A 23,968-nucleotide genomic window follows, 5' to 3' on the forward strand; every position below is an offset into this window, starting at 1 on the left:
GTATTGTCCTTTCTATAAAGGCTGTTTTTCCAGCTTGGATAAGATTTCTCCCTTCTTCTTTGTCAGATAAGATAAATACTTATCGTCCCGCAGCATGTCAAAAATCAGGATCGACTTCTCTACATATTCCAAGGCTTTGTCCAATTCCCCTTCTAACTCATAATTATAGCCGATATGATAGTGCAATTGACCCAAACCGTACAGATTTTCCTCTTCAAGACACCACTTGATTGCTTCTTCACAGCGATCGATGGATTCGTTGCGTTTACCTAATCGAGTCAATACCCTCGCAATATTATAAAGCATTCGTGTCTTGATCGACTTATCGCTCAGTTTTGTAAACATTCTCAAGCCTTGTTTCACTTCGTTGTAAATGTCTAAGGCCTTTTCATAATTTTCTCCTGTAAACTCAAGAGCACCTATACTCAGGAGGATTTCCATTTCCCTTTCAGATAAAGCCTTCTTACTATCATAAGTGAGATAAAAGGCTTCGTAAAAAGTGTCTATTGCTTGTTCTCTCTTTTTTTCAATTTCGAACATGTAGATCCCTTTATGCCAAAGGAGGAGCTGCATGTTTTGATTATCTTTGAAGAAGATGGGGTTTTTTTCTTCAGCTTTCACCATATCCATCATCTCTTCATATTTAAGCCTGATGCGCAGCTTTCGTAATTGACGCTCTACTTCCTGTATGTAATCAAGTCGAGGTGTTGTACCGATTTCAAAAAAGTAGTTTACATCCACCCCAAGTTTTTTGGAAATCTGATAAAGAGCTGTGGCACTTGGATAGATATCCCCTTTTTCAATGCGGCTGATCAAGGCCTGTGTACAAATGTTGTCTGCCAGCTCACCTTGAGTCAAACCAACAACTTTACGTAGTTCTTTGATTTTCTTGCCTATTAAGGAATAGTCCACGTGTTCACACCCCTTTAAAACATTGAATCCAAAATATTAATATATTTATATCTTAACAGAAATCGGCATGATTTTTCAGAATAATAAGCTTCTATTACTTGTCATGACCTCAGAGTTCAAATACACGACTTTTTATTATGTGGTTTAATAAATTCAACGACAAATTACAATACCTCTTGATAACACTTTCCTTTTTGGGAAGTGTTCTTTTTTTACTTACTTTTGCTTTCTATCATTTTAGACATGATTTGTTCTTTTTTCTTTAGAAGATAGGAATGGTAGCCATCATTATTTCGCATTTCAAAAATGATCATAGACTTTTCTACATATGGCAATGCCTCTTCTAATTTCCCTTCCTGTTCATAGTTATGACCTATATGATAATAGAGTTCTCCAAGCCCCCAAAGGTGCTCCTCTTCCACACACCATTTTATCGCTTGTTCACAGTATCTAGTGGATTCTTTGTAGTTTCCCAAACGCGTCAAGCTCCTGGCAATATTATAAAGAAGCCGGGTTTTAATCGATTTGTCATTTAGATGTTCAAGAGTGCTTAAAGCGCTATGCACTTTATTATAATATTCCATCGATTGATCTTGATTCCCTAAGTTAAACTCAAACACCCCAAGAGTCATGAGGATTTCGATCTCTCGCTCAGTCAATACCTTCTTTTGAGCAGCCGTAAGATGGTAAGCTTCAGTTAAAAGGTCGATTGCCTTCTTATGATCTTTTTTAACTTCAAATAAATAGATACTTTTATGCCAATAAAGGAGTTGCAGATTAGTAGAGTCCTTATAGAAAAGAGGGTTGCTCTCTTCCACTTTGATGACATCCATCATCTCATTGTATTTCAACTTAATCCTCATCTTCCTCAACTGCCGTTCAACCTCTTTGACATAATCCAGCCTGGGCGTTGATCCTATCTCAAAGAAATAGTTAACATCAACTCCCAATTTTTTCGAAATTTGATAGAGAGATGCGGCGCTTGGATAGATATCCCCTTTTTCAATACGGCTGACCAAAGCCTGCGTGCATATGTCTTCTGCTAACTCCCCTTGTGTCAATCCAATATCTTTTCTAAGCTCTCTAATCTTCGTTCCAATTGCCGAGTAGTCCAAGTCCATCCCTCCAATCCAAATATTAATATATTTATATTTTAACAGATATCGTTAAAAAACGTTGGTACTCCCGGTATTTTTACAAGCATATGGCCCGAGAATGAAATTACATAAATGTTTTGAGTGTGGTTTAATAAATCCAACGACAAATTACAATACCTGTTGACGGCGCTTCTCTTTGTGGGAAGGGCTCTTTTTTTGTCTTTTGAGCGTTGGAACCGGATAGAAATATTAATATTTTAATATTATTTACGAAAATAGCTATTCATTTGAGATTCTTTCCTTCTAATGACACCTAAAAGCCTTAGAACGGAAATACACTTTTTTTCTATCTGTGATTTAATATACGTAACGACAAATTACAATACCTGTTGATAGCACATCTCTTAAAGAGATGTGCTCTTTTTTATATACTGAGAAAATGATCTGTTTTTAAATATTAATATTTTAATAATTTTGAAGAAAACAGCCCTTTCTGGGTGTTTCCTCGTAGAAATGTTCCATTGAACCCTTTAGACCGAAAATACACTCATTTTCTTTCTGTGATTTAATATATCTAACGACAAATTACAATACCTGTTGACGGCACTCCTCTTAGTGGGAGTGCTCTTTTTTTGAGTGGATAACCTATTTTTCATATAACTCCAAAGGTAACCCATCCGGATCTTCAAAAAAGGTAAATCGTTTTGATGTATATGGATCCACTCTGATTTCTTCAGGGACAATCCCATGATTCTTAAGTTCAGCCACCGATTCTTCCAAACTATCTACTTCAAATGCTAAATGGCGCAGCCCCCTTGCTTCCGGATAGCTTGGCCGTTCAGGTGCGTCCGGAAATGAAAAAAGTTCAATGACATACTCGCCATTCAAGGCAAAATCAAGTTTATATGACTTCCGTTCTTCCCTATAGACTTCTCTTATTGGGCGCAACCCGAGTTTATTCACATAGAAATCTTTTGATCGCTCGTAATTTGAGCAGATGATTGCTGTGTGGTGGATTCGTTTAAGGTTCATGTTGTGGCCTCTTTCTTATGGTTTTGGGTTTTGGGTGGTGCCGGGAACAAATTGCGGGTTTTTGTACCTGGTACAATTGTGGGCTTTTGTGCCAGGTACAATTGCGGGCTTTTGTGCCAGGAACAATCATGCTGTTTTGTGCCTGGCACCACCCAAAAGGTACGTTGAGCACGATAAAAAAAGAAGCAGCCAAACGACCGCTTCCTTTTATAACCTATTATTTAATCGCATCCGTCAACACAGGCACGATTTGCTTCTTACGAGAAACTACACCTTTCAGCACAGCTGTGTTGTTTTCAAGCTTCACGTTAAATGCTTTCTCGACTTCTGCCGTTTTGCTTCCAAGCGCAAGTGCAGTAGAGTCGTTTTCAAGGATGTCCGTCACAACTAATAGGAACAGATCCAATCCTTTTTCCTTGATCAATGTTTCCATTGCAGCTTCGATTTCCGCCTGGCGCCCAAGCACATCATTCGTGTCCACGACGTTCACTTGAGCGACTTCCACTTTCGCCGTACCCATAGAGAATTCTTTCGCATCAAGGGTCACAAGCTCAGCGATTGATTTCGAGCTCATATCCGCTCCTGCCTTCAGCATTTCAAGACCGTATTCCTGAGCGTCTACACCGGCGATTTCAGAAAGTTCATTCGCCGCTGCCACGTCTTCGTCTGTGCAAGTCGGTGATTTGAATAACAAGGAGTCCGAGATGATCGCTGAAAGCATTAACCCAGCCATTTCCTTCGTTACTTCTACACCTTTTTCTTTATAGATCTTGTTTAAAATCGTTGCCGTACATCCAACCGGCTCTGCACGGTAGTATAAAGGATCCGCTGTTTCAAAGTTCGCGATGCGGTGGTGGTCGATGACCTCTAGAACACGTACTTCTTCGATATCATCCGCACTTTGCTGGCGCTCATTGTGATCGACAAGGATGACCGTATCCGTTTCGTTCGCAACCGTTTCAACCAGACGAGGCGCCTCTACCTTAAAGTAATCCAGCGCGTATTGTGTTTCACCGTTCACTTCCCCTAAACGTACAGGCTCTACGTCCATGCCGATTTTGGATTTTAAATCAGCATATACAAGCGCCGACGTGATTGTATCCGTATCAGGATTTTTGTGACCGAAAATAAGTGTTTTACTCATGATCATTCTCCTTACTCTATGTATTTTAATTAAATTGATATCTCTCTTTACAATTTCTTATAGTACCATATTTCATCGCTATTTTCGTTAGTTTGTTGATTTTTTGCAGGCAAGAAAATAGAGGTAATGGTTCACATTTTATCTTATAAAAACTTGTCCTAAAAGACAAATTATAGGAAGAAGTTTACCACCGGCAGATAGAAATAAAAACTGCTTCTTGTCAGAAGCAGCCTTTACTCTATATGACCTCTTTCGTTTTATATCCCGCCCGAATGATCATCTCAATCGTCTCTTCAGTCATATCCAAATGGGAAACACCTGTCCCCCGGATCAATTCCTGGGTATTCCGATCATCAAACGACAAGTCCCCTGCAAGATAGACTTTAAAAACTTCAATCAAACTATTCAACCGGACTTCCTCTGGATCCAATTTTTCACCCGAACTCTCCACGACAGACAAACTGTGGAATTCCAATGCTTCTTTCAGCATCTGCAATAAATCAAAGTTCGTTGGCGGATTCGGGTTGGTAATATGATAGATTTTATCCGCTTCTGCCCTCTGCGGTGCGAGGCTCAAGATATCGGCAACATAATCGACCGGCACAAGGTTGGAGGTTCCGTTCTTGGCAGCCAGCAATCTGTAAGTCCGGTCGCCGTCGTATTTTCTTGCTGTTTTCCGTTTGAAAACAGCGAGTGCACGCATGAATCCGTAAAGTGTAAATTGAGAGTCGGCTTCTCCTGTCTTAGAATCACCTACGATGATGGCTGGTCTGAATATGGAAACGTCCATTTGGTCCCGGTATGAAAATACGAGATGCTCAGATTTCACTTTACTTTCCTCATAAGGGTTGTTGAACTTTCCGTCTGTCGGGTACAGCTTCTCCACTCCGTGAGTCAGTGTCCCCACTGTGTAAGCAGTGCTGACATAATAGAACTTCTTGGCTTGTATAAGGGTGGCCAATTCGAGAATGTGTTTCGTTCCGTCATAGTTTGCTGCAAACAATTCGTCCCTTAAATCGAGATCAAATTTCACTAAAGCTGCTAAATGGTAGACGGCATCTATTTTATTCGTGAGCCATTCGGTATCTTCGCGTGACAATCCTGCCTTAGGATAGGTAATGTCCCCCTGGAAAATGTGAATCCGCTGCTGATCTGCTGGTGAAAATGAATACCGCAGATTCTCTGCCTTTTCTACGTTCCTTACTAAAATGTAGACTTCGTTCTGTTTATCCTGTAAAAGGTTCTTGATCAGTTTCCCGCCAAGGAAACCTGTCGCACCCGTTAAAAATAGGTTCAAAATAATCACTCCTGTTGTGATGTCGACACATTGGTTTATCCTATCATAGCATAATTCGACAGGTGGAATGTCGTTTGGGAGGGTGTTTAAGTTTTTTCCAATTGCAGGTGCTGGATTTTATGAATTTTAAGGGTGAAAATTGTGGAATCATTTGTTCCTGGGGTGGTTTTACGGAGTGTAGTGAGGACCTTTTTTGATGGGGAGTCCATTAGACTTCTAACTCTGAGGGTTCAAGCGTTATTTCGATGATGTTTAGAAGTGAATCTTTTATTTCACACGTTAATCTTCCGGTTTCGGCCGATAATCTTTTAATTTTTACAATTAATCTTCGAGTTTTCCCCATTAATCTTTCGAATCCAACAATAATTCCGTCACTTGTAAAAATATGGATAAATCCAACCCACGCAAAACAAAAAACCTGCCGAGCACCACCCGGCAGGCCAAATCAAATACATCTAAAATCAATAACTCTCATAAAACTTCTGCGCCACTTGAACGGTATGCGTACTCCCGCCGCGGTCCTCGACTCCCTCAAGAAGCATCGCGAGCACAAATTCAGGATTCTTCTGATCATAGGAAACGAACAATCCATTTTCCTTCCCTTTAGTTCCCTGCTCTGATTTGATCTCAGCCGTTCCGGTTTTACCTGCGATTTCTTTTCCGGCAACCTGAGCCTTACCAGCAATTCCTTCCGAAACAACTTTCCGAAGATTCGTCCTCATCAGCTGTGACTGTTCAGGAGTCAACAGCCCCTCTTTCCATACTCCCTGCTCTTCATCCTTTAAAAGTACCGGCTTCATCATGGCCCCGTCGTTGATGATGCCTCCATAGGCACTGGCCAGGTGAACGATGCTCATCAGGACTTCCCCCTGTCCAAAGGCTGAATCTGCAAGCAGGATTTCTTTAGAAATGCTGCCGTCATTGGAGACTTGCGATTTCGACACGGGATAAGACATTGGAATCTCTTCCCCGAAACCGAAATCCTTCAGGCCGTTGATGAAGGTTTCAGCACCCATTTCAAGACCAACGCGTGCGAAGTAGATGTTATCGGAGTACTTCATGGCACTTTCCAGGTCAACAACACTTTCGTTTTCAAATACCCGGACAATTTTGTAGCCGCCCCACGATTCATCCTTTCTCCACGTCTTTCCTTTTATCGTAAACGTTTTGTCAGGATCAAGCTTCCCTGACTTCAAGCCGACCGAAGCGGTAATCCCTTTCATGGCGGACCCTGGTGAATAGGTTTGGATGAAACGGCTTCTCAAAGGTTTTTCAGTATTATTGACTAGTTCATCATACTTTGAACCCGACATTCCCAGTACAAATTCATTTGAGTCAAAAGAAGGCACGCTGACTAAAGCCATCGCTTCCCCGGTTTCCTGATTCACGGCAGCCGCCGTTCCCGCTTCATCTTTCATCCCGCTGTATAGTTTTTGCTGCAGCTCGGCATCGATCGTCAGCTTGAGGTTTTCTCCATTCTGTACTTCTTTTTCAGCAATCGTGACCTCTTCTTCTGATTCTTTTTTCAAGTAGATGCGTTGTCCGTTTTGTCCCCGCAGCCTGTCTTCGTATACCAGCTCGGCACCTTTGATTCCAAGAAGGGATTGGGCTGTATATCCTTTACCCTCCAACTGCTCGAGTTTTTCAGCGGTTGGTTTACCGATATAGCCAATAAGATGAGCTGCCGCCTCCCCATATGGATATTGACGTGCTGGCACCCTGCTCGACAGCACACCCTCAATGCTCGTCACCTCTGCTGCAAGACTCTGATTTGAAAGCGGGATTTTTTTGATTGGTACAAACTGATCAGGCTTCACCCAACGCTGGTTCAATGCTTTTTCTATTTCATCTGTTGAAATTTCCAATAATGAAGCGACTTTAGAAAGGTCCCCTGCACTGATTTTTTCAGGAACAATCCCTATTTCATATGCTTCACCATTGATTGCAAGAGGATTGTCATTCCGATCATAAATCTCTCCACGCTCGGCCTCAATGGACTTCACCCCGACTTTATCCCCTTTTTCCATCTCCGGGAGTATAAAAGAAGGCTTCCAATCCACATACCAGCTTTCTTCCTCATCCCTCTCTTCTTTCTTAAGGGTAATGGTTTCTTCATATGAAACCTCGCCAGCGAATGTATTCATTGAAATCGTGACAGGAAACTCCGCCTCAGTATCTTTATCCCACTCTTTATCTTCTTGGGGCTTTTTAAAACTCACTTTCAAATCCTTCACTTCAAGGTCCTTATAAATATCCTGCGTCCTGTTGACAACTTCTTCTTTTGAAAGTGTATCTTTTGCGGACGATGCGAAATACGTGGTATACATCTTTTCGAATTTCTGATTGTTCCATAAGTCGACAAATTCATTCAACCGATCATCCGGCTGCACCTTTTCCTGGCAGCCTGCTGCAAGAATGCTTAGAGTAACAAAGAGACAAAGCAAAAAGATTTTTTTAACCATATGTACAGACACCCCTTGGATAATTTTTTCTGTTATTTCTAATTATTTCAAACCAGTGAAGTATTTTCAATTTTAATGTATTCCTTGTTTGCCGATGTATGTCCATTCTGAACCAATTAGCCTTTTGGGAGCACCTTTCCATTTTCCTCCTCCACTTCCTCTCACTCCTTTTACTTTTTTCAGTAAAACTGGTGCACGATGTATATTTTTTGTTATAATATACTGTCGTAAGAGTAATAAGGAACATGATCCTAAGATTATATCTTGCAAATATAAATCGATAGGTGGAATTTAATATGAGTCAAAAACCATACAGAGTCCTTCTGTACTACAACTATGTAACAATTGAAAATCCCGAGGAAGTGACGGCCCAGCATAAGGAATTATGCGAGGAGCTAGGTCTGATGGGACGCATCCTGATTTCTTCTGAAGGAATCAACGGGACATGCTCAGGTACGATTGAGCAGACAGATGCATATATGGAAGCAATGAAAAATGACCCTCATTTTCACGATACTGTCTTCAAAATCGACGAAGCAGACGAACATGCTTTCAAGAAGTTGAAAGTGAAGCATCGTCCAGAGCTTGTGACACTTCGTCTTGAAGATGACGTGAATCCTCACGAAATCACTGGTGAGTACCTTGCGCCAAAGGATTTCTTCGAGCAGATCCAACAAGAAGATACAATCCTTCTTGATGCGCGTAATGACTATGAGTTCGACCTTGGTCATTTCCGTGGTGCGATCAGACCGGATATCCGCAACTTCCGTGACCTGCCGGATTGGGTCCGTGAAAATAAAGAGCTATTGGCTGATAAAAAGATCATCACTTACTGTACTGGCGGTATCCGTTGCGAGAAATTCTCAGGCTGGTTATTGAAAGAAGGATTTGAGGATGTTGCTCAGCTGCACGGAGGAATTGTCACTTATGGACAAGACCCCGAAGTACAAGGTGATTTATGGGACGGCCAGCTTTACGTATTTGATGAGCGTATTGCGGTGCCTGTTAACCGTAAAGAGCACGTTGTTGTCGGTAAAGACTACTTTGACGGCGAGCCATGTGAGCGCTACGTGAACTGTGCCCACCCGCCATGTAATAAGAAAATTCTTTGCTCAGAAGAAAATGAGCATAAATATATGAGAAGCTGCTCTGATGAGTGCCGCAGAAGCGAAGAGAACCGTTATATTGTTGAACACGGTTTGACTGATGAAGAAGTGGCAGAGCGTTTGGCAGTGATTGAGGCTGAAAAGCAAACTGTATAAGTACTAACCGGAATCGGTCTGTTGGCCGATTCTTTTTTATCGCCCTATTTTAAAAATCCAGCTTCCTTAAAAAGGAAGCTGGATTTATTATTAGTTACCTTTCTTTTTCCCCTTACCTGAATTACCAGGCACTTCAGGACCTTCTTCACTCATGAAGAACCATTTCCCATTGGAATTGATCCAACCTTTTTTGTCCTCTTCATTTGGTCGCAACCACTTCGCGTTCGAGTTAGCTCCTCCAAATTTAAGGGTTCCATCTTCATTCAAGTGATACTTCTTGCCGTTCCACTCGATTTTACCTGTTTGCATTTCACCGTTTTCGTTATAGAAGTACCAGTTGCCATCATTATATACCCATCCAGTCAATACTGGCTCTTCATCAGGCTCGACTTCCTGGACGATTCTTCCTTCCACTTTCGGTGAAACAGGGCTGTTTTTATCCAAATAATCCGTAAACACTTCAAAATCCACTACGAATAAATCGGTTTGACGTCCCTCATTTTTAGCCTGCTTGAACATATCATAACCGTCTCCGCCATTTGCAGTGAATGCATTGGTCGCTACTCGGTATGTTTGTTCTGGATCAATTTCCTTGAATCCATCAGCAGTATTCACTTCGACAGACCATACTCTTTCACCAGCTGGCTTGTTTACATCATACTTATAGTGAATACCAGACACCTGCAGGAATTCACCTGGTGCATCTTCCCCTTCTACACGAGATACACTGTGCTCAAGCGCATCCAGGATTTCTTGTCCAGTAAGGTCAAGGGTTACAAGCTGATTGCCAAATGGCATTGTCGTTAATACTTCACCTAGTGTAATCTCACCAGCGTCAATGGAAGCACGAATTCCGCCGCCATTTTGCAGCCCGATAAATGTCTCAACAAATTCGTTTGCTTTGGCCACCATACCATCAGCAATCAGGTTACCAAGATTCGTTTCTTTTCTTCTGACGTCTTGACGCTCACCATCAAGGGCCACGTCTGTATGACCAACTACTTGACTCTTCAGTTCTTCAAGTGGAGCTTTGTACTCTTCTACTTTTGCGAGAGCATCTGCGTCCGCTTCATAATTCTTAAGGTTTAATACTTCACCTGACTGACTTGTCACTACACCGTCTTCATTGAACGTTACATCCAGTAGACCAAGAAGGTTCAGGTATTCTCCAGATTGAACGATTACCGTCGGCTCTTCTTTTTCAATTACAACAGGCTCTTCAAGAACCGTATGAGAGTGTCCCCCGACGATGATATCAAGACCATCCACTGCTTCAGCAAGCTCTAAGTCATGAGAGTAGCCTAAGTGAGAAAGTGCGATAATTTTGTTTACACCTTCTTCTTTAAGCATGTTAATCGTCGCCGTTGAACTTTCAACCGCATCTTCAAATACAACATTTTCACCAGGATTGGAGATGAAAGCTGTGTCTGGAGTCGTCAATCCGAAGATCCCCACTTTTTCTCCATCCACTTCTTTGATCATCGCCGGATAGATGTTTCCACCTTCTCCCGGTTTCCCGATTTCATTCTTCACCAAAGGTTCAAGGTCAGCGTCACCTGTTACGGTTACGTTAGACGATACCATTGGGAAGTTCATTTCTTTGATAAAAGTAGCAAGTGTCTCTGAATCTTTATCAAACTCATGGTTACCCAATGTCATTGCATCGAAACCTAGTTCGTTCATGAACCAAAGGTCAGCAAGACCTTCATATTGACGGAAGTATAATGTGCCTGAGAATACGTCACCTGCATCTAATAAGAGAGCATTCTCTTTTTCCGCACGGATCTCGTTCACTGCCGTGAATAAACGAGGATATCCTTCCACATGAGCGTGAGTGTCATTTGTATGCATGATGGAAAGATCAAAGTCTTCGTTCGTGTCTTCTTCTGCAAAATCAAGCTGTGCTACCAACGCATCGTGATCGCTCGCGCGGCCGTGTTCTTCCATGTAAGGAGAGTTGAAGTTGACGATATCAAACTCAGCACCAGCAGCTAAATGGTTGGAAACAAGCATATGATCAAGCACTTGTGCGTTTCCTTGGTATGTGTACGTGTATCTTTCATTCTCAGGAAGTGTTTCAACAAGGTTCGTTAAAACATCCCCTTTTAGTGTTTGCAATGGAGCAGAGAATTCAAAGTCATTCAAGTCTCCCATTACCACTACATTTGCATCCGCATTCTTTTCATGAATATCAGTTACAAAAGAGTTAACAATTTGAGCGATTTCCAGGCGTTGTGCTTCACTGCCCAGTACAGGCGGTTGATTTTTACCGAATAGCGGCTGATCTCCGCCTTTTGAATTGAAGTGGTTGTTGATGACAATCACTTCTTCGCCATTAAAATCAAATTCTGCAGCCAATGGCTTACGGCTGTCATCGAAAGCAGGATTTGTCGGGTCGATTCTTCCCGGGTTAACCGTCAGAGAGCCATTTTCATAAGCAACAGCTGTTGTTGCATCGCCTTTTTGAGCTTCTTCAAGCGTTACACGTTCAGGATTGTAAAGATATCCGACACGGATATTCCCTCCTGGAACTCCACCGTCCTCTTTATCTTGAGGCGCAACTTCAGTCCATGCATACGTTGGACCGCCGAAGCTTGCAACCGCATCGCTTAGTGCTTTGTAGTTTGCGTCTGCTTTCACAGTACCATCATCAGTCGTTCCGCTTTCGTCCAAGACTTCCACAAGGCCAATAATGTCAGGTGAGTTCAGGTTCTCCACCATTGATTTAGCAAGCTTGTCACGCTTTTCGGTATCAGAAGCTGCGAAGTTTTCAATATTATATGCAGCAATGGATAATTCATCGTTATCTTTTTCAATCGTCGTCACTTCTGGAGTGAATTCACGTTCATTCAATTCCGGAAGCTCTGCTTCATTCACTAAGATCTTGAAGTTACTGAAGCCGTAGCTGACTACACCATTAACCGTTCCGTTAAATTGATCCCCCGTTTTTGCAACATAATCACGGTTATCCAATAACAGGAACATTCTTTCAGGATTTTGATTTTCTTTTGTTAAAAGAGGAGCGCCCTCTTTTGTATACGCTTTTCCTTCAACTTGCTCTGTAATGACCGGAAGTTCACCATATTTTTGAGGGCCTGTGATTGTAGGGCTCTCAAGGGCAACGCGCATTCCTTCCAGGCTTTCGTAAAAATCGATTCCGTCTTGTTCAGGGTCGAATTCACCGAACTGATCGTTATCGATTACTTCTGTTGGAGGGATGACATCTTCTCCGATTACAAGAGCTTCAGGAAGAGTATTGCCGCTTGAAGCGACTACAACGTTTCCGTATTGAGCATTCAGCTCTGTCATTGCCAGGTCTGTCTGTAATTTTTCACTGTATCCATCCAATACCCATTCTTTCACCTGGCCGTCAACTTTTACATGGTCACCGACTTGGACGCCATGAGCAGGCTTGTACACAAGCAGCGCCTCGGAAGTTTCCGGATTCTCATCTGGATTGGGATCTTGCATGTAGAAGTTGCTTGCATCGTCAACATGTGTGACAATTCCTTCTACTTCTTTAACTTTTTCAGAAACATAAGGAGATGTGTGGCTTTCTCCCTGGATGTCATGGATGCTTAAGCCTTCGATGCCTTCGTATGGTTTTGGTTCTTCAGGCTGGTCGCCTTCGAAGGACATGGCAGAAGCATTTTTAAGTGCAGGGACATTAAAATATGCTGTTAAGTCTCCAGTAACAACCACTTTTTTACCAATAATATCAGGGTTAGTCTGGAGCCCAAAAGCTGGTCTGAAAACAGATGGAACTTGTACCGGCAGTATTTTAGCAGGGTCGGTTTCATCCACACTATCGGCAATAGCAAAGTTATAGTCATTGTCAAATGGTGCTTCGAAATCGTAACTATTGGTCGCTGTTGTATGACCAACGATATAACCCGTTACAGTTCCAGTCCCCTCATTATTCTCAATCGCTTCCTGCACCGTCATGTAATCGGCCGCAGAAGCCATCGACCCGATTGGAACAATATATCCAACCAGCATGGCAAAGATCGTTGTTAAAATAAACAACTGTTTTTTCATGATTTTCAACCTGATTCCTCCTCTTTCTTTGTTAAACAGTAAATTTGGTCTAAGCCTAAAATGTAAACGCTTACATAAGATGTCAATTCTCTCTGTGATACCGGTCCTTTTCCCCAAAAGGATTTTCCACAGATATTTAATTTATCCTATGAAAACACCCCCATTAATTTCTTCCATTACCCGCTTAGTTTGTAGAATTTTGGCTAAGCTTCCTTTTTAATATAGCATCTTTTCGTCGAATTTTAAGATATTTTCAATTATTTTACAAAATCAGAACTTTAGACTTACAAATGTTACACAAGATGTGAATTTAGACCTATTATTAGTTTGCTTATATCCTAAAGTTTACATTCAGCCTGTACACAAATAAAAAGAGACAGACCTTTTACAAAGCCTGTCTCTCAACTCTTTAATTGATCATTTAATCTACTGTGACAACATCGCTTCTTGTGTAGTCACGCTGACCATTTTTATCTGCATAAACGTAGAAATAATAATTTCCAGGTGCCAGGTTTTCTCCGTTTATTTTTCCATCCCAGCTTAACGTGTTGTAATACTTAGGTAAATTTGTATAAACAGAACCGTCGCCTACATAATTCAGGTCCGTATCATATACCCAAATACCAGCTTCTTCTGCGCCTCCAGGCAAGTATACTTCAAGGTCATATCCGTTCTCTGTCTCAGTAACCGTCACACCACCATCGATACGTGGATAATCGGGTTCCTTGACAAAGAGAATTGTCGGAACTTCTACTTCACTGTCACCATCACTGACTACTACAGTTCCTTCATAATATCCCGGTTCCAATTTACTTGCGTCTACTTGTACTTTAAAGTTTACTTTTTGTGATTTATTTGCTTTAACTTTCAGGTTTTTACTGGTCTTCACTTTGATACCTTCCGGGTTTCCTTCGAATTGTACATCAAAACTGTATTTCTTATTTTCGTCCGAAAGATTTTTAATCGTGAAATGCTGCTTTTCTACCTGCTTTCCTTTTTCTTTGGAGAAGACGCCAAAGGAATGGCTTCCAGGTGTGACAAGTGTTTCTGCATTTATGGCATCAACCGGACGGATACTCCCTGCACCTTGTGTATTATAAGGGTATGGTTCCCCCAATTTGTCATAAAGATTAACTGCAGTATTCATCAGGGCTGCCTTTACATCATCCACACCCCAATTACTGTGGGCATCCAACAGTAAGGCAGCAGCACCGGCAACATGCGGGGATGCCATGCTTGTTCCTTGTTTAGATCCATACCCATGTGGATCCTCTTCATTATGCGTTGGTACTGTACTCACGATATTAACACCCGGGGCCGAAACATCCGGCTTGATCATCCATGTGTCCACGACCGGACCGCGGGAAGAGAAGTCAGCGACCGTTTCCCCGATTTCACGGTCGAACTCCAAGTCAAACGCTACTGTATTGTTTCCTTTTTCTAACTCATCAAGTATTTTCTGACCGTCAGTCCCTGACATTTTAAAAGTAGGTACCGCCATACCTGGAATTTCATATTCAAATTCCCCTGATGAACTATTGAAGATGATTGCTCCTATAGCACCGGCAGCCTTGGCATTTGATGCTTTATCAACAAAAGGAATGGCACCGCGTTTGATCAGTGCGATTTTTCCTTGAACATCTTTTCCTTCAAAATCCTCGGGTGTTCCTAACCCGGCATAAACATACTCATACTCGTTCCCATCGAGGGCAAGCAGTTCCTCATCACTTGCGAAGCCCATCACTTTATCCGTTTCATACGCAACTCCGCCTGTAGTCGTGATCTCAGAAGTGTATACATTATAAGGAAGCTGAGTGGCTCCTACAGAAATGGCATCACGTGAAGTTCCCGGTGAACCGACTGTCCAATTATCAGGTCCCGCGTTTCCGTTGGAAGTAACCGCTACGACCCCTTCTGCCATTGCCCAATCCAGTGCAATACTCGTCGCCCAGTCAGGGTTATTTAAACTATTACCTAAGGACAGGTTCATAACGTCAGCACCGTCTTGAACTGCTCTTTCGATTCCAGCTACAACGTCTTCAGTGGTACCGCTGCCGCCTGGACCCAATACTCGATAGGCCAGTAAAGTCGCTTCAGGTGCAACTCCTTTTATCTGTCCATTCGCTGCCACTGTGCCAGATACATGTGTTCCATGAGTCGTTTCTTCTCCGCGCGGATCACCCTTTGGCGTTTCCTGGGGATCATTATCATCATCAACGAAATCATATCCTTTATAATCACCGAACGCATGGGCTAAATCAGGGTGTGTGTAATCTGCACCAGTATCAATGACAGCCACTGTGATCCCTTCACCCGTATAACCGGATTCCCATGCCTCATTTGCTCCGATGAAAGGCGCACTGTTCATCATCTCAGGATGATAAGCATCTTCTTCAATTGTTACACCTTCAGAACCTGTCACAGTGTATGTAACATTCGGGTATACTGCTTTCACCCCAGGTACTGCCAGTAAACTCGGAATTTCATTTGACTTGAGCTCCATGGAGAACCCTGAGAACACGTGATCATACTCACGTTTCACCTTACTTGATTTTGCTGCAGACTTAACATCTTTTTTTATCTTACTGCGTGTTTTTGCCAAGTTGGCTTTGGACTGCTTCTTTCCTTTATGTTTCGCTTCTACGACTGATTCTTCCTCCAGCTCTACAATGACGCTGGTGACTTTTGAAGACGTGGTATCCAAATCACCGAAGATTTCTGCTAGTTCAGGAGGTGTCTGGGCTTGAGGTGTACTGACTTTATTAGCTTGAGGGGCAGCACCAACACTAATTGTCGATAGAATGAATACTAGAATGATAGATAAAATGGAAGTATGGAATAAACGTTTTTTCATATAAGAGTTCAACTCCTTTTTATATTTTTGTTGCTTGTATTACTCACACTCACCTTCCTTAATTAAACAAAATTTCATAACATTACTAGTATTCATTCAACGATGCTTATTTCCCTTGAGCAAAAAGCACTATCATTCTACTAAATAATACAAAAAAACGGACGGGCCATTAGCTAACTAATGGCCCGTCCCTCACTACATTAAAGCATTACATTATTCCATCCACTCCGGTTTTCCAAAGCCTTTAAATTCTTCATCGATTACTTTTTCGAAATCAGCAGCCTCCACGACTGCTTTAATATCTTTGGCCAGCTGTGAATCGACGTCTTTTGTATTCATGACGACGCGGTTGCGGTATTGATCTGGCATGTTTTCAAGCTGAAGTGCATCAAGCAAGTCCATTTTTGCGGCTAATGCATAGTTACCAGGCACTGCTGATAAGTCAACGCTCTCCACTGCTCTTGGAAGCTGTGCCGCTTCGATTGGCTTGAATTGAAGATTCTTCACGTTTTTGTCGATGTCCTTTTCAGATACCGTTAACGGGTCAGTACCTTCTTTCAATGTGATCAATTTTGCATCCTCTAAAATCTGAAACGCGCGGGCTGCGTTTGTCGGGTCGTTAGGAATCGCTATGGCGCTGCCTTCTTTGATGTCTTCAATCGAGTCAAATTTATTTGAGTAGATTCCCATTGGTGCGGTCGGTACGACGATGACTTCCGAGAGTTCCATGCCGTGCTGCTCTGCGAATGTTTCCATATAGATTTTATGCTGGAACAGGTTCGCGTCTAAATCTCCCTGTGCGAGTGCGTTGTTCGGCTGTATGTAGTCACTGAATTCCTTCACCTCCACCGTGTAGCCTTTCTTTTCAAGTCCCGGTTTAATGGCTTTTGTGACCATATCGCTGTATGGGCCGGAAGTCGCGCCGATCGTGATTTCTTTCTTATCCTCCGAGCTTGCTTCTTCCCCGCCGCATGCTGCGAGCAAGCCGACTGTCAATGCTGCTGCTAAAAGTAAAATCCATTTTTTCATGAAATCTCCCCCTGAATGGTTTATCGTTTATCTACTGATCTTGCAAGAACATCACCAGTGTATTGAATGAGCTGCACCAGGCAGATGAGTATAACAACCGTTGTAATCATGACCGTATTGTCATAACGGTAATAACCGAACCGGATCGCCAGGTCACCGACTCCGCCTCCTCCGACGATACCAGCCATCGCAGAGTAGGCGACGAGACTGATCGTTGTGATCGTGACGGCCTGTATGACCGCCGGCTTCGCTTCCGGCAAAAGGACATCCTTGATGATCATCCATGGACTCGCCCCCACCGACACCGAAGCTTCAATCACTCCCTTATCAATCTCGCGAAGGGCCGTCTCTACCATTCTTGCAAAAAACGGAATCCCTGCCACAGACAGCGAAACGGAAGCTGCCGTTGGTCCGATCGTTGTTCCCGTCAATAGTTTGGTAAGAGGTAAAAGGGCCACTAATAATATGATGAACGGAATCGAACGCACCATGTTGACGACGAAGCCGACGATTTTCTTGATGAATCCGTTCTGCAGGAACAACCCCTTATCTGTCACAAAAAGGAGAATACCCAGAGGCAGACCCAATATAATCGCTGCCCCTAACGAAATCCCCACCATATACACGGTTTCCAGAAACGCTTTATTCAACTCTGGCAAAATCGCAATCAATGAATCAGGCAGCACGGTCCAGCACCTCCAGGCTTTGTGTTTTGGCAGTTATGTAGCGGATGGCTGCCTGTATTTCAGTCTCGTCACCGATCAGTTCCATGATGAAAATTCCGAGCGGTGTTTCCTGTATATACTCGATTTTTCCGTGAAGGATATTGCCTCGGACCTTGTACTTCTGGAACACCTCGGACACGACGCTCTCCTCTGCAATCGATCCTTTAAACTGGATTTTGATGAGCTTGCCCTTTCTGCTCTTCAGTAAGTGCGGCGGCAATTCAAACTGCAGGATGTTCTCGATGAACTGCTTCGTGAGCGGCTGCTTCGGATTTGAGAAAAGGTCGTACACCGCTCCTTCTTCCACGATTCTTCCGTCTTGCATAACGGCCATCCTGTCGCAGATTTCCTTTACGACTTCCATTTCGTGCGTGATAAGGACGATGGTCAGTCCAAGCTGTTTGTTGATGTCTTTTAACAGTTTTAAGATGGACTTCGTCGTGCTGGGATCCAGTGCCGAAGTGGCTTCATCACACAGCAGGACGGATGGATTGTTGGCCAGTGCCCTTGCGATGCCGACGCGCTGCTTCTGTCCCCCGCTCAGCTGTGCGGGATAAGCATCGGATTTGTCACTCAACCCGACCATCTCCAATAGTTCCGACACCCTCGGCTCGATATCTGCTTTTGGGACTTTGGCTGCTTTTAAGGCAAAGGCAAGATTCTCATAAACGGTTTTCGCTTTGATGAGGTGGAAGTGTTGAAAAATCATGCTGATCTTCTGACGTGCGAGGCGCAGCTCTCTAGAAGACAGCTTCGTCAAGTCCTGACCGTCGATGATGATCTCCCCTGACGTCGGCTTTTCCAACAGATTCAGACAGCGGATAAGTGAACTTTTCCCTGCCCCGCTGTATCCGACGATGCCGAAAATCTCTCCTTTTTCAATGCTGACAGAGACGTTATCCACCCCCAGCACCGTTTGCTTTTTTGTTTTGTACTCTTTCACAAGATTATTAATTTGGATCATCTTCAACACCCCTTTACTTTGTAAATGGCAGCCGGCTTTTTTTTACCGTGCATCAATTAAGGTTCAAGCAAGTTTTAACCAAATAAAAAATGCTCCTTTCCATTAACTGAAAGAAGCATCGCCCATCTATCATCGACTTATCTTTCAGAATGAAATTCATTCTGCAGGAATTAGCACCGTTCCATATAGGAGGTTGCCGGACGTCATAGGGCCTGATCCCTCGGTCGCTCTTGATAATTGAATGTATTTAATTTTCGGATTTTTTATCTTATAGGAGATATTATATGGTTTGTTTTGGAAAGTCAATGAGGGATTTGAACGGATTTTATATGTAAGCGTTATCTTTGTTTAAGGGACGGGGAAAATTTTTTTGTAGTTTACTCTTTTGAACACCGCTGTTGATTTCCGCGCAAGACTTCGCTTTCCGCGGGTGACCCGTGAGCCTCCTCGTCGCTGCGCTCCTGCGGGCTAGAAGAGCGGAGGCGGCTCGCTCAGCCCCGACAAGCATAAGATGAATGGGCCGGGAAGGCGCCTTTTGCCTTCTTGGACCATTTAGCTTATGACCTCGAGGGGCTAGCCGCAGGAGCTGGACAAGTCTCACATTAGTCACTTCTCCCGCAGGAGTCTTCGTCTTGCACTCCAATCAACGCTAGAGCAAGCGGAAATTTATTATTACCGTTTTCAAAACCTGAAATATTGATTCTCCCTCAACTCCCTTTTGAGGCATCCCTCTTTTTTTAAACAAACGTTTGATTAACACTTCAAAACCTTATTACTGTATGCTTTTTAAGGTTTAAACAAACGTTTAATTAAATTTAAAAAACCCACCTCGATTTAGATTTCGAGATGGGCTTGTTTCATTTATTATAAAACTTCATAATCCGTCACATTACGTTCAACCACACGGGCTCCTTCGACGCTTACAAGTGCTCCGCCAGTGCTTCCGAATACGCCGGTTGCGATCAGGTTGTCCATTGCTGCTTTCACCTGGATGGTATCGATCGGGTCGATTGGATCGTTGACGCTGATTTTCGCTGACTTCCCGGTGTCCGTTTTGAATTGAAGTTCAAGTACCTTTGCCATAGTATCATTCCCTCCTTTCTACTGAGATTCAATGTTCATTACGCGTTGATATCGAAGTTTTGGATCTTTTCTACGTTGAATAAGTTTTTCTCCGAAAGACCTGCGAGCGATTGAGCTGCGCTGTGCATCTCATCCGGAGTGGCCGAGCCTTTGATGTAGCTGTATGATTTGTATTTATACTTCGGGTTTCCTTTCTCATCCATTCCGTCGTTGAATGCAAATCTCAGCTTCGTTCCTTTCAAATCCGCTGTTGCCATGGTGCCTCACCTCCTTTCACCTTTTATATAGGGATTGGAGGTGGAAAAGGACACCTTTGGATGAAAAAAGATTTGTTGTTTTTGTGGTGCCTTGTTTTGTGGTGCCAGGCACAATGTAGGTGTTCTGTGCCTGGCACAATCGGGGCTTTTTGTTCCTGGCACAAATCAGGTTGATTGTGCCTGGCACCATAACCGGTGATTGTTCCTGGCTTAAAACAGGAACATTTGTGCCTGGCTCAATTCAAAGGGTTTGAGCCTGGCTCAGATTTTCAACTTATATCGATAATCGCGATTCTCCCACTCCCACCCCTCTCAACCAAACAAAAAAAGCCCTCCCTGGACCAACATCATCCAAAAAGAGCTTTTCCTTATTTACCCGCTGCTTCACTGCAGCTTTCCCGCTTCACCAAATGAACCGGTACCACTACTTTCTTTGCCAATTCGCGCTTTGATTGAATCTGATCGAGCAGCAGTTCGACCGCTGATTCTCCCATGAATTCCGTGTAGACCTTCACAGTGGTAAGGGAAGGCTGCAGGAACTTTGATGTAGCGATATCATTGAATCCGACGATCGACACTTCTTCCGGAATGGCGATGCCTTCTTCGTGAAGGGCACGGATCGCGCCGATTGCCATTGAATCTGATGCGACGAAGAAAGCGGTAGGGACTTCATCCTTTTTCAGCGCTTCCTGCATGAGGCTGTATCCGCTCTCCGATGTGAAGTTACCGTCTGTCCAGATGAAGGCGGGGTTGTGGAGTCCTTTTAGTGAAAGGTATTCACGGAACGTGACTTCCCGCTCGTCGCGGATCGGTTCTTCTTCCAGGACGTATTCCTTTCCGCCTATGTAGCCGATCCGCTCGTGGCCGAGGCTCAATAGATAGTCGAGCACTTCGGTCATCGCCTTTCTGAAATCGACGACGACGGAGTCATAGTCATCGGATGGTGAGTAATCGACGAGCACGAGCTGGCGTGCTGCTTTTTCGAAGGCATCGATTTCGGATTGGCTGTATTTCCCAACCGCAATGATGCCGTCGAGTTCTGTGAGCCTTGACGGGTCGATCGTGTTTCCGTTTTTGAATAGCTTGACCAGGTCGATGTTCCTTTCCTGGCACTCCCGCTCTACTCCGTTCCGGACGGCCATATAGTAAGGATCGGCCATTTCCTGCTGATCCGAGTACCAGTAGACGAGGCCGAACTGGAGACGGTCGTTGATTTGCTGAGGATCTTTCCGGTTTCTCAAGGTTTTGTAGTTCATGTCCTGGGCGATCTGGAAGATTTTTTTCTTCGTTTCGTCCGTCACGGACAGCGATGCATCGTAGTTCAGGACCCTTGAAACGGTCGCCAGTGAGACCCCTGCTTTTTGTGCTATGTCTTTTAAAGTGGCCATCCCACTTCCCCCTTTAAAGCTTTTTTCCGGGAGAGAAGCGGGCCGCTCGACTTACTTCTCTCTGACTTTTGACATTTATCTATAATTATCCTGCTTCATCATTTAATCAAAATACTGTACCACTCTTTACTTTAAAACAAATCCAATTGGATTTCCATCCATATGGGTATTTCTATTGAACTTGTGTCAACTTCCAGACCAATGATTGAAAGTCCCCTTTGATCATTGTGTTTTCAGTCGCTACAGTTCCGCTGAACATTGGTGGGATCAGCAGCCCGATATTCATGAGTTCATCGCCGTACGCCCGCTGTCCGGTTCCTTCGATTTCGTAGAGTGCATCAGCATCGAGCCCATGCAGCCTGATCCGTTTCAGTGACGGGTTCGGGACGGCCAATGTACGGTAGAATGCCACGATCGCCTCTTCTTTTTCAGGATCCGCGACCATCCAGGCGGTATCATTGCCCTCGAATGGACTTAGCAGGCGGTAAAATGTGCCGAACTGGAGGAGCTTGCGGTTTTCTTTTACAAAACGGACCTGCTTCCTCACTTCCTGTTTTTCTTCCTCTGAAAATTGGGTGGCATCGAGTTCGTAGCCGAACGCCCCGAACATCGAGACGTTGAAACGGGTATCGAGAGGCGTCGACCTGCCTGTCTGGTGATTCGGGCAGCTTGATACGTGTGCGCCCATCGATGACAGCGGGTAAACAAGCGACGTGCCCCATTGGATTTTCAGTCGTTCAATGGCATCCGTGTTGTCACTCGTCCACGTCTGCGGCATGTAATAGAGCATGCCCGGGTCGAAACGATTCCCTCCGCTCGCACACGATTCGAAGAGGATGTGCGGAAACTTGCCCGTCAGTCTGTCGAGCAGCAGATAAAGCCCCAGTACATACCTGTGGGAAACCTCTCCCTGGCGGTCGCTTGGTACCGATGCCGACCCGACCTCTGTCATATTCCGATTCATATCCCACTTCACATACGAAATCGGGGAAGAAGAAAGAATCGCTGAAAGTGTGTCTTCCAAATAATCCACCACTTCCTGCTTCGACAGATCAAGGATGAATTGATTCCGGCCGTGCGATAGAGGGCGGTCCTTCACGCCGAGTACCCAGTCCGGGTGGGCTTTGTACAGTTCACTCTTTTCGGAAATCATTTCAGGCTCCACCCAAAGGCCGAAGCTCATGCCCGTTTCTTCCAGGACTTTTTCACTCAATCCTTCTATTCCATGGGGCAGCTTCCTGCGGTCAACCGTCCAATCACCCAAGGATGTCGTGTCGTCATTCCGCCCTTGGAACCAGCCGTCATCAAGCGCGAACAGCTCGATTCCAAGCTCTGATGCTGCATTGCAGATCTCAAGGATTTTTTCTTCATTAAAATCAAAATACGTCGCTTCCCAGTTGTTGATGAGGATCGGCCGTTCCTTCCCGCGCCACTCGCCCCTCACAAGCCTTGATTCATAGAGACGGTGGAAACTTTGACTCATACCGTTCAACCCTTGATCGGAATACACCATGACGGCTTCTGGCGTCTGAAAAACCTCTCCGCTACCGAGTTTCCATTCAAATCCGAATGGGTTTACCCCGATCAGTGCCCTCGACGTATCATAAAGATCGACCTCGACACCACCGAAGAAATTCCCGCTGTAAACAAGGTTGAACCCATAGACTTCGCCTTGCGATTCGGTCGTGTCCGGGGACTTCAGTGCAAAGAATGGGTTGTGGAGTGAGCTGGAGACCCCTTTTTTGCTGTCGATCGACTGCAGCCCTTTGCGAAGCGGACTCTCAGCCACATGGCGTTCACGTATCCACGAACCATGAAGATGGATGAATTCGAAATCGGAATGCGGGAGGTCCACCGACGCGCTGAGCAAGCGCTCGATCACCACATGTCCATCCCCGACATTCCGGAGCTTCACGCTGCGAACGATCACATCCCGCTCATGATACACCGTATAGAACACATCCATTTGGAGCCCGGCCGTCACATCCTCCAATGTCACGACCACAGTCTCTGCTTCATCTTCATGCTCTGCATAAGTCGCTGGCAGCCCTTCAAGCTCAGGCTTCCCTCTTAGGATCTCATATTTTTTATACGTGAAATTGGACGTCCTGCTTCCATTCCCATGCTTCAGGACAAGTGCAGGTTCCCTGTAATCACTCGTCCCAAAGCCCGGGTATTCCTGTTTTAAGAATTCCAGTGAAAAAAACTGATTCCCCTCGTATGGGAAAGAAGCGTTCCCCAATGGCTCTGCAGGCAGCTGGATTAAATGAGAGAAATCGTCGCGGTGCTTCACTTTTTTCCCAAAATAAAGCTGCCCGAGCTGTTCATTTTCCATCACGGAGAAGATATAGCTGACGTTCTTCCCCTGCAAATGGAATTGTTTATTTGATTCAGTTACATAGATTGGCATGTTGAGACATCCTT

At 44.1% G+C, this 23,968-nt stretch carries 16 protein-coding genes and 1 riboswitch; of the genes, 1 reads left to right on the forward strand and 15 read right to left on the reverse strand.

Features of this window, described 5'->3' with window-relative positions:
* Positions 1-12 precede the first annotated feature (12 nt).
* The 6 genes from ACUXV2_RS17335 to ACUXV2_RS17360 form a co-directional block, all read right to left on the reverse strand.
* Complete coding sequence (locus ACUXV2_RS17335) at positions 13-912, reverse strand: helix-turn-helix domain-containing protein (protein ID WP_446244400.1); 900 nt, start codon at positions 910-912, stop codon at positions 13-15.
* A 212-nt stretch (positions 913-1,124) separates the two neighbouring features.
* Positions 1,125-2,027 (reverse strand): helix-turn-helix domain-containing protein, encoded by a 903-nt coding sequence (locus ACUXV2_RS17340; RefSeq protein ID WP_446244401.1) that lies wholly within the window; start codon positions 2,025-2,027, stop codon positions 1,125-1,127.
* A gap of 627 nt (positions 2,028-2,654) precedes the next feature.
* Entirely contained in the window at positions 2,655-3,041 is a 387-nt protein-coding gene (gene gloA2, locus ACUXV2_RS17345) for an SMU1112c/YaeR family gloxylase I-like metalloprotein (RefSeq protein WP_446244402.1), read from the reverse strand.
* A 217-nt stretch (positions 3,042-3,258) separates the two neighbouring features.
* Entirely contained in the window at positions 3,259-4,185 is a 927-nt protein-coding gene (locus ACUXV2_RS17350; RefSeq protein ID WP_446244403.1) for a manganese-dependent inorganic pyrophosphatase, read from the reverse strand.
* A gap of 238 nt (positions 4,186-4,423) precedes the next feature.
* Positions 4,424-5,482 carry an SDR family oxidoreductase gene (locus ACUXV2_RS17355; protein ID WP_446244404.1) on the reverse strand — a complete coding sequence of 353 codons (1,059 nt, stop codon included), beginning with the start codon at positions 5,480-5,482 and terminating at the stop codon, positions 4,424-4,426.
* A 461-nt stretch (positions 5,483-5,943) separates the two neighbouring features.
* A complete protein-coding gene (locus tag ACUXV2_RS17360) occupies positions 5,944-7,944 on the reverse strand; it encodes a penicillin-binding transpeptidase domain-containing protein (RefSeq protein WP_446244405.1) in 2,001 nt (666 codons plus the stop codon).
* 296 nt (positions 7,945-8,240) lie between these two features.
* Between ACUXV2_RS17360 and trhO the strand changes: the two genes are divergently transcribed.
* Positions 8,241-9,206 carry an oxygen-dependent tRNA uridine(34) hydroxylase TrhO gene (trhO, locus tag ACUXV2_RS17365; protein WP_446244406.1) on the forward strand — a complete coding sequence of 322 codons (966 nt, stop codon included), beginning with the start codon at positions 8,241-8,243 and terminating at the stop codon, positions 9,204-9,206.
* A 90-nt stretch (positions 9,207-9,296) separates the two neighbouring features.
* On the opposite strand, the gene ACUXV2_RS17370 is transcribed toward trhO, so the two are convergent.
* The 9 genes from ACUXV2_RS17370 to ACUXV2_RS17410 form a co-directional block, all read right to left on the reverse strand.
* Complete coding sequence (locus ACUXV2_RS17370) at positions 9,297-13,244, reverse strand: 5'-nucleotidase C-terminal domain-containing protein (RefSeq protein ID WP_446247100.1); 3,948 nt, start codon at positions 13,242-13,244, stop codon at positions 9,297-9,299.
* Positions 13,245-13,665: 421 nt separating this feature from the next.
* On the reverse strand, positions 13,666-16,098 hold the full coding sequence (locus tag ACUXV2_RS17375; RefSeq protein WP_446244407.1) for a S8 family serine peptidase: 2,433 nt from the start codon (positions 16,096-16,098) through the stop codon (positions 13,666-13,668).
* A gap of 213 nt (positions 16,099-16,311) precedes the next feature.
* On the reverse strand, positions 16,312-17,127 hold the full coding sequence (locus tag ACUXV2_RS17380) for a MetQ/NlpA family ABC transporter substrate-binding protein (protein WP_446244408.1): 816 nt from the start codon (positions 17,125-17,127) through the stop codon (positions 16,312-16,314).
* A gap of 20 nt (positions 17,128-17,147) precedes the next feature.
* Positions 17,148-17,813 (reverse strand): methionine ABC transporter permease, encoded by a 666-nt coding sequence (locus ACUXV2_RS17385; RefSeq protein WP_446244409.1) that lies wholly within the window; start codon positions 17,811-17,813, stop codon positions 17,148-17,150.
* Positions 17,803-18,816, reverse strand: a complete 1,014-nt coding sequence (locus ACUXV2_RS17390) for a methionine ABC transporter ATP-binding protein (protein ID WP_446244410.1) — start codon at positions 18,814-18,816, stop codon at positions 17,803-17,805. The genes ACUXV2_RS17385 and ACUXV2_RS17390 overlap by 11 nt, the downstream gene beginning before the upstream one ends.
* A gap of 134 nt (positions 18,817-18,950) precedes the next feature.
* A riboswitch (SAM riboswitch) is annotated at positions 18,951-19,056 on the reverse strand.
* A 624-nt stretch (positions 19,057-19,680) separates the two neighbouring features.
* Positions 19,681-19,899, reverse strand: coding sequence for a DUF2922 domain-containing protein (locus ACUXV2_RS17395; protein ID WP_446244411.1), 219 nt, complete (start codon positions 19,897-19,899; stop codon positions 19,681-19,683).
* Positions 19,900-19,937: 38 nt separating this feature from the next.
* Positions 19,938-20,156: a DUF1659 domain-containing protein gene (locus ACUXV2_RS17400; RefSeq protein ID WP_446244412.1), complete on the reverse strand. Its 219-nt coding sequence runs from the start codon at positions 20,154-20,156 to the stop codon at positions 19,938-19,940.
* 368 nt (positions 20,157-20,524) lie between these two features.
* Complete coding sequence (locus ACUXV2_RS17405) at positions 20,525-21,544, reverse strand: LacI family DNA-binding transcriptional regulator (protein ID WP_446244413.1); 1,020 nt, start codon at positions 21,542-21,544, stop codon at positions 20,525-20,527.
* A gap of 172 nt (positions 21,545-21,716) precedes the next feature.
* Positions 21,717-23,954 (reverse strand): alpha-galactosidase, encoded by a 2,238-nt coding sequence (locus ACUXV2_RS17410; RefSeq protein WP_446244414.1) that lies wholly within the window; start codon positions 23,952-23,954, stop codon positions 21,717-21,719.
* Between the last annotated feature and the right edge of the window lie 14 nt (positions 23,955-23,968).

It is taken from the genome of Rossellomorea sp. NS-SX7 (assembly GCF_052828565.1).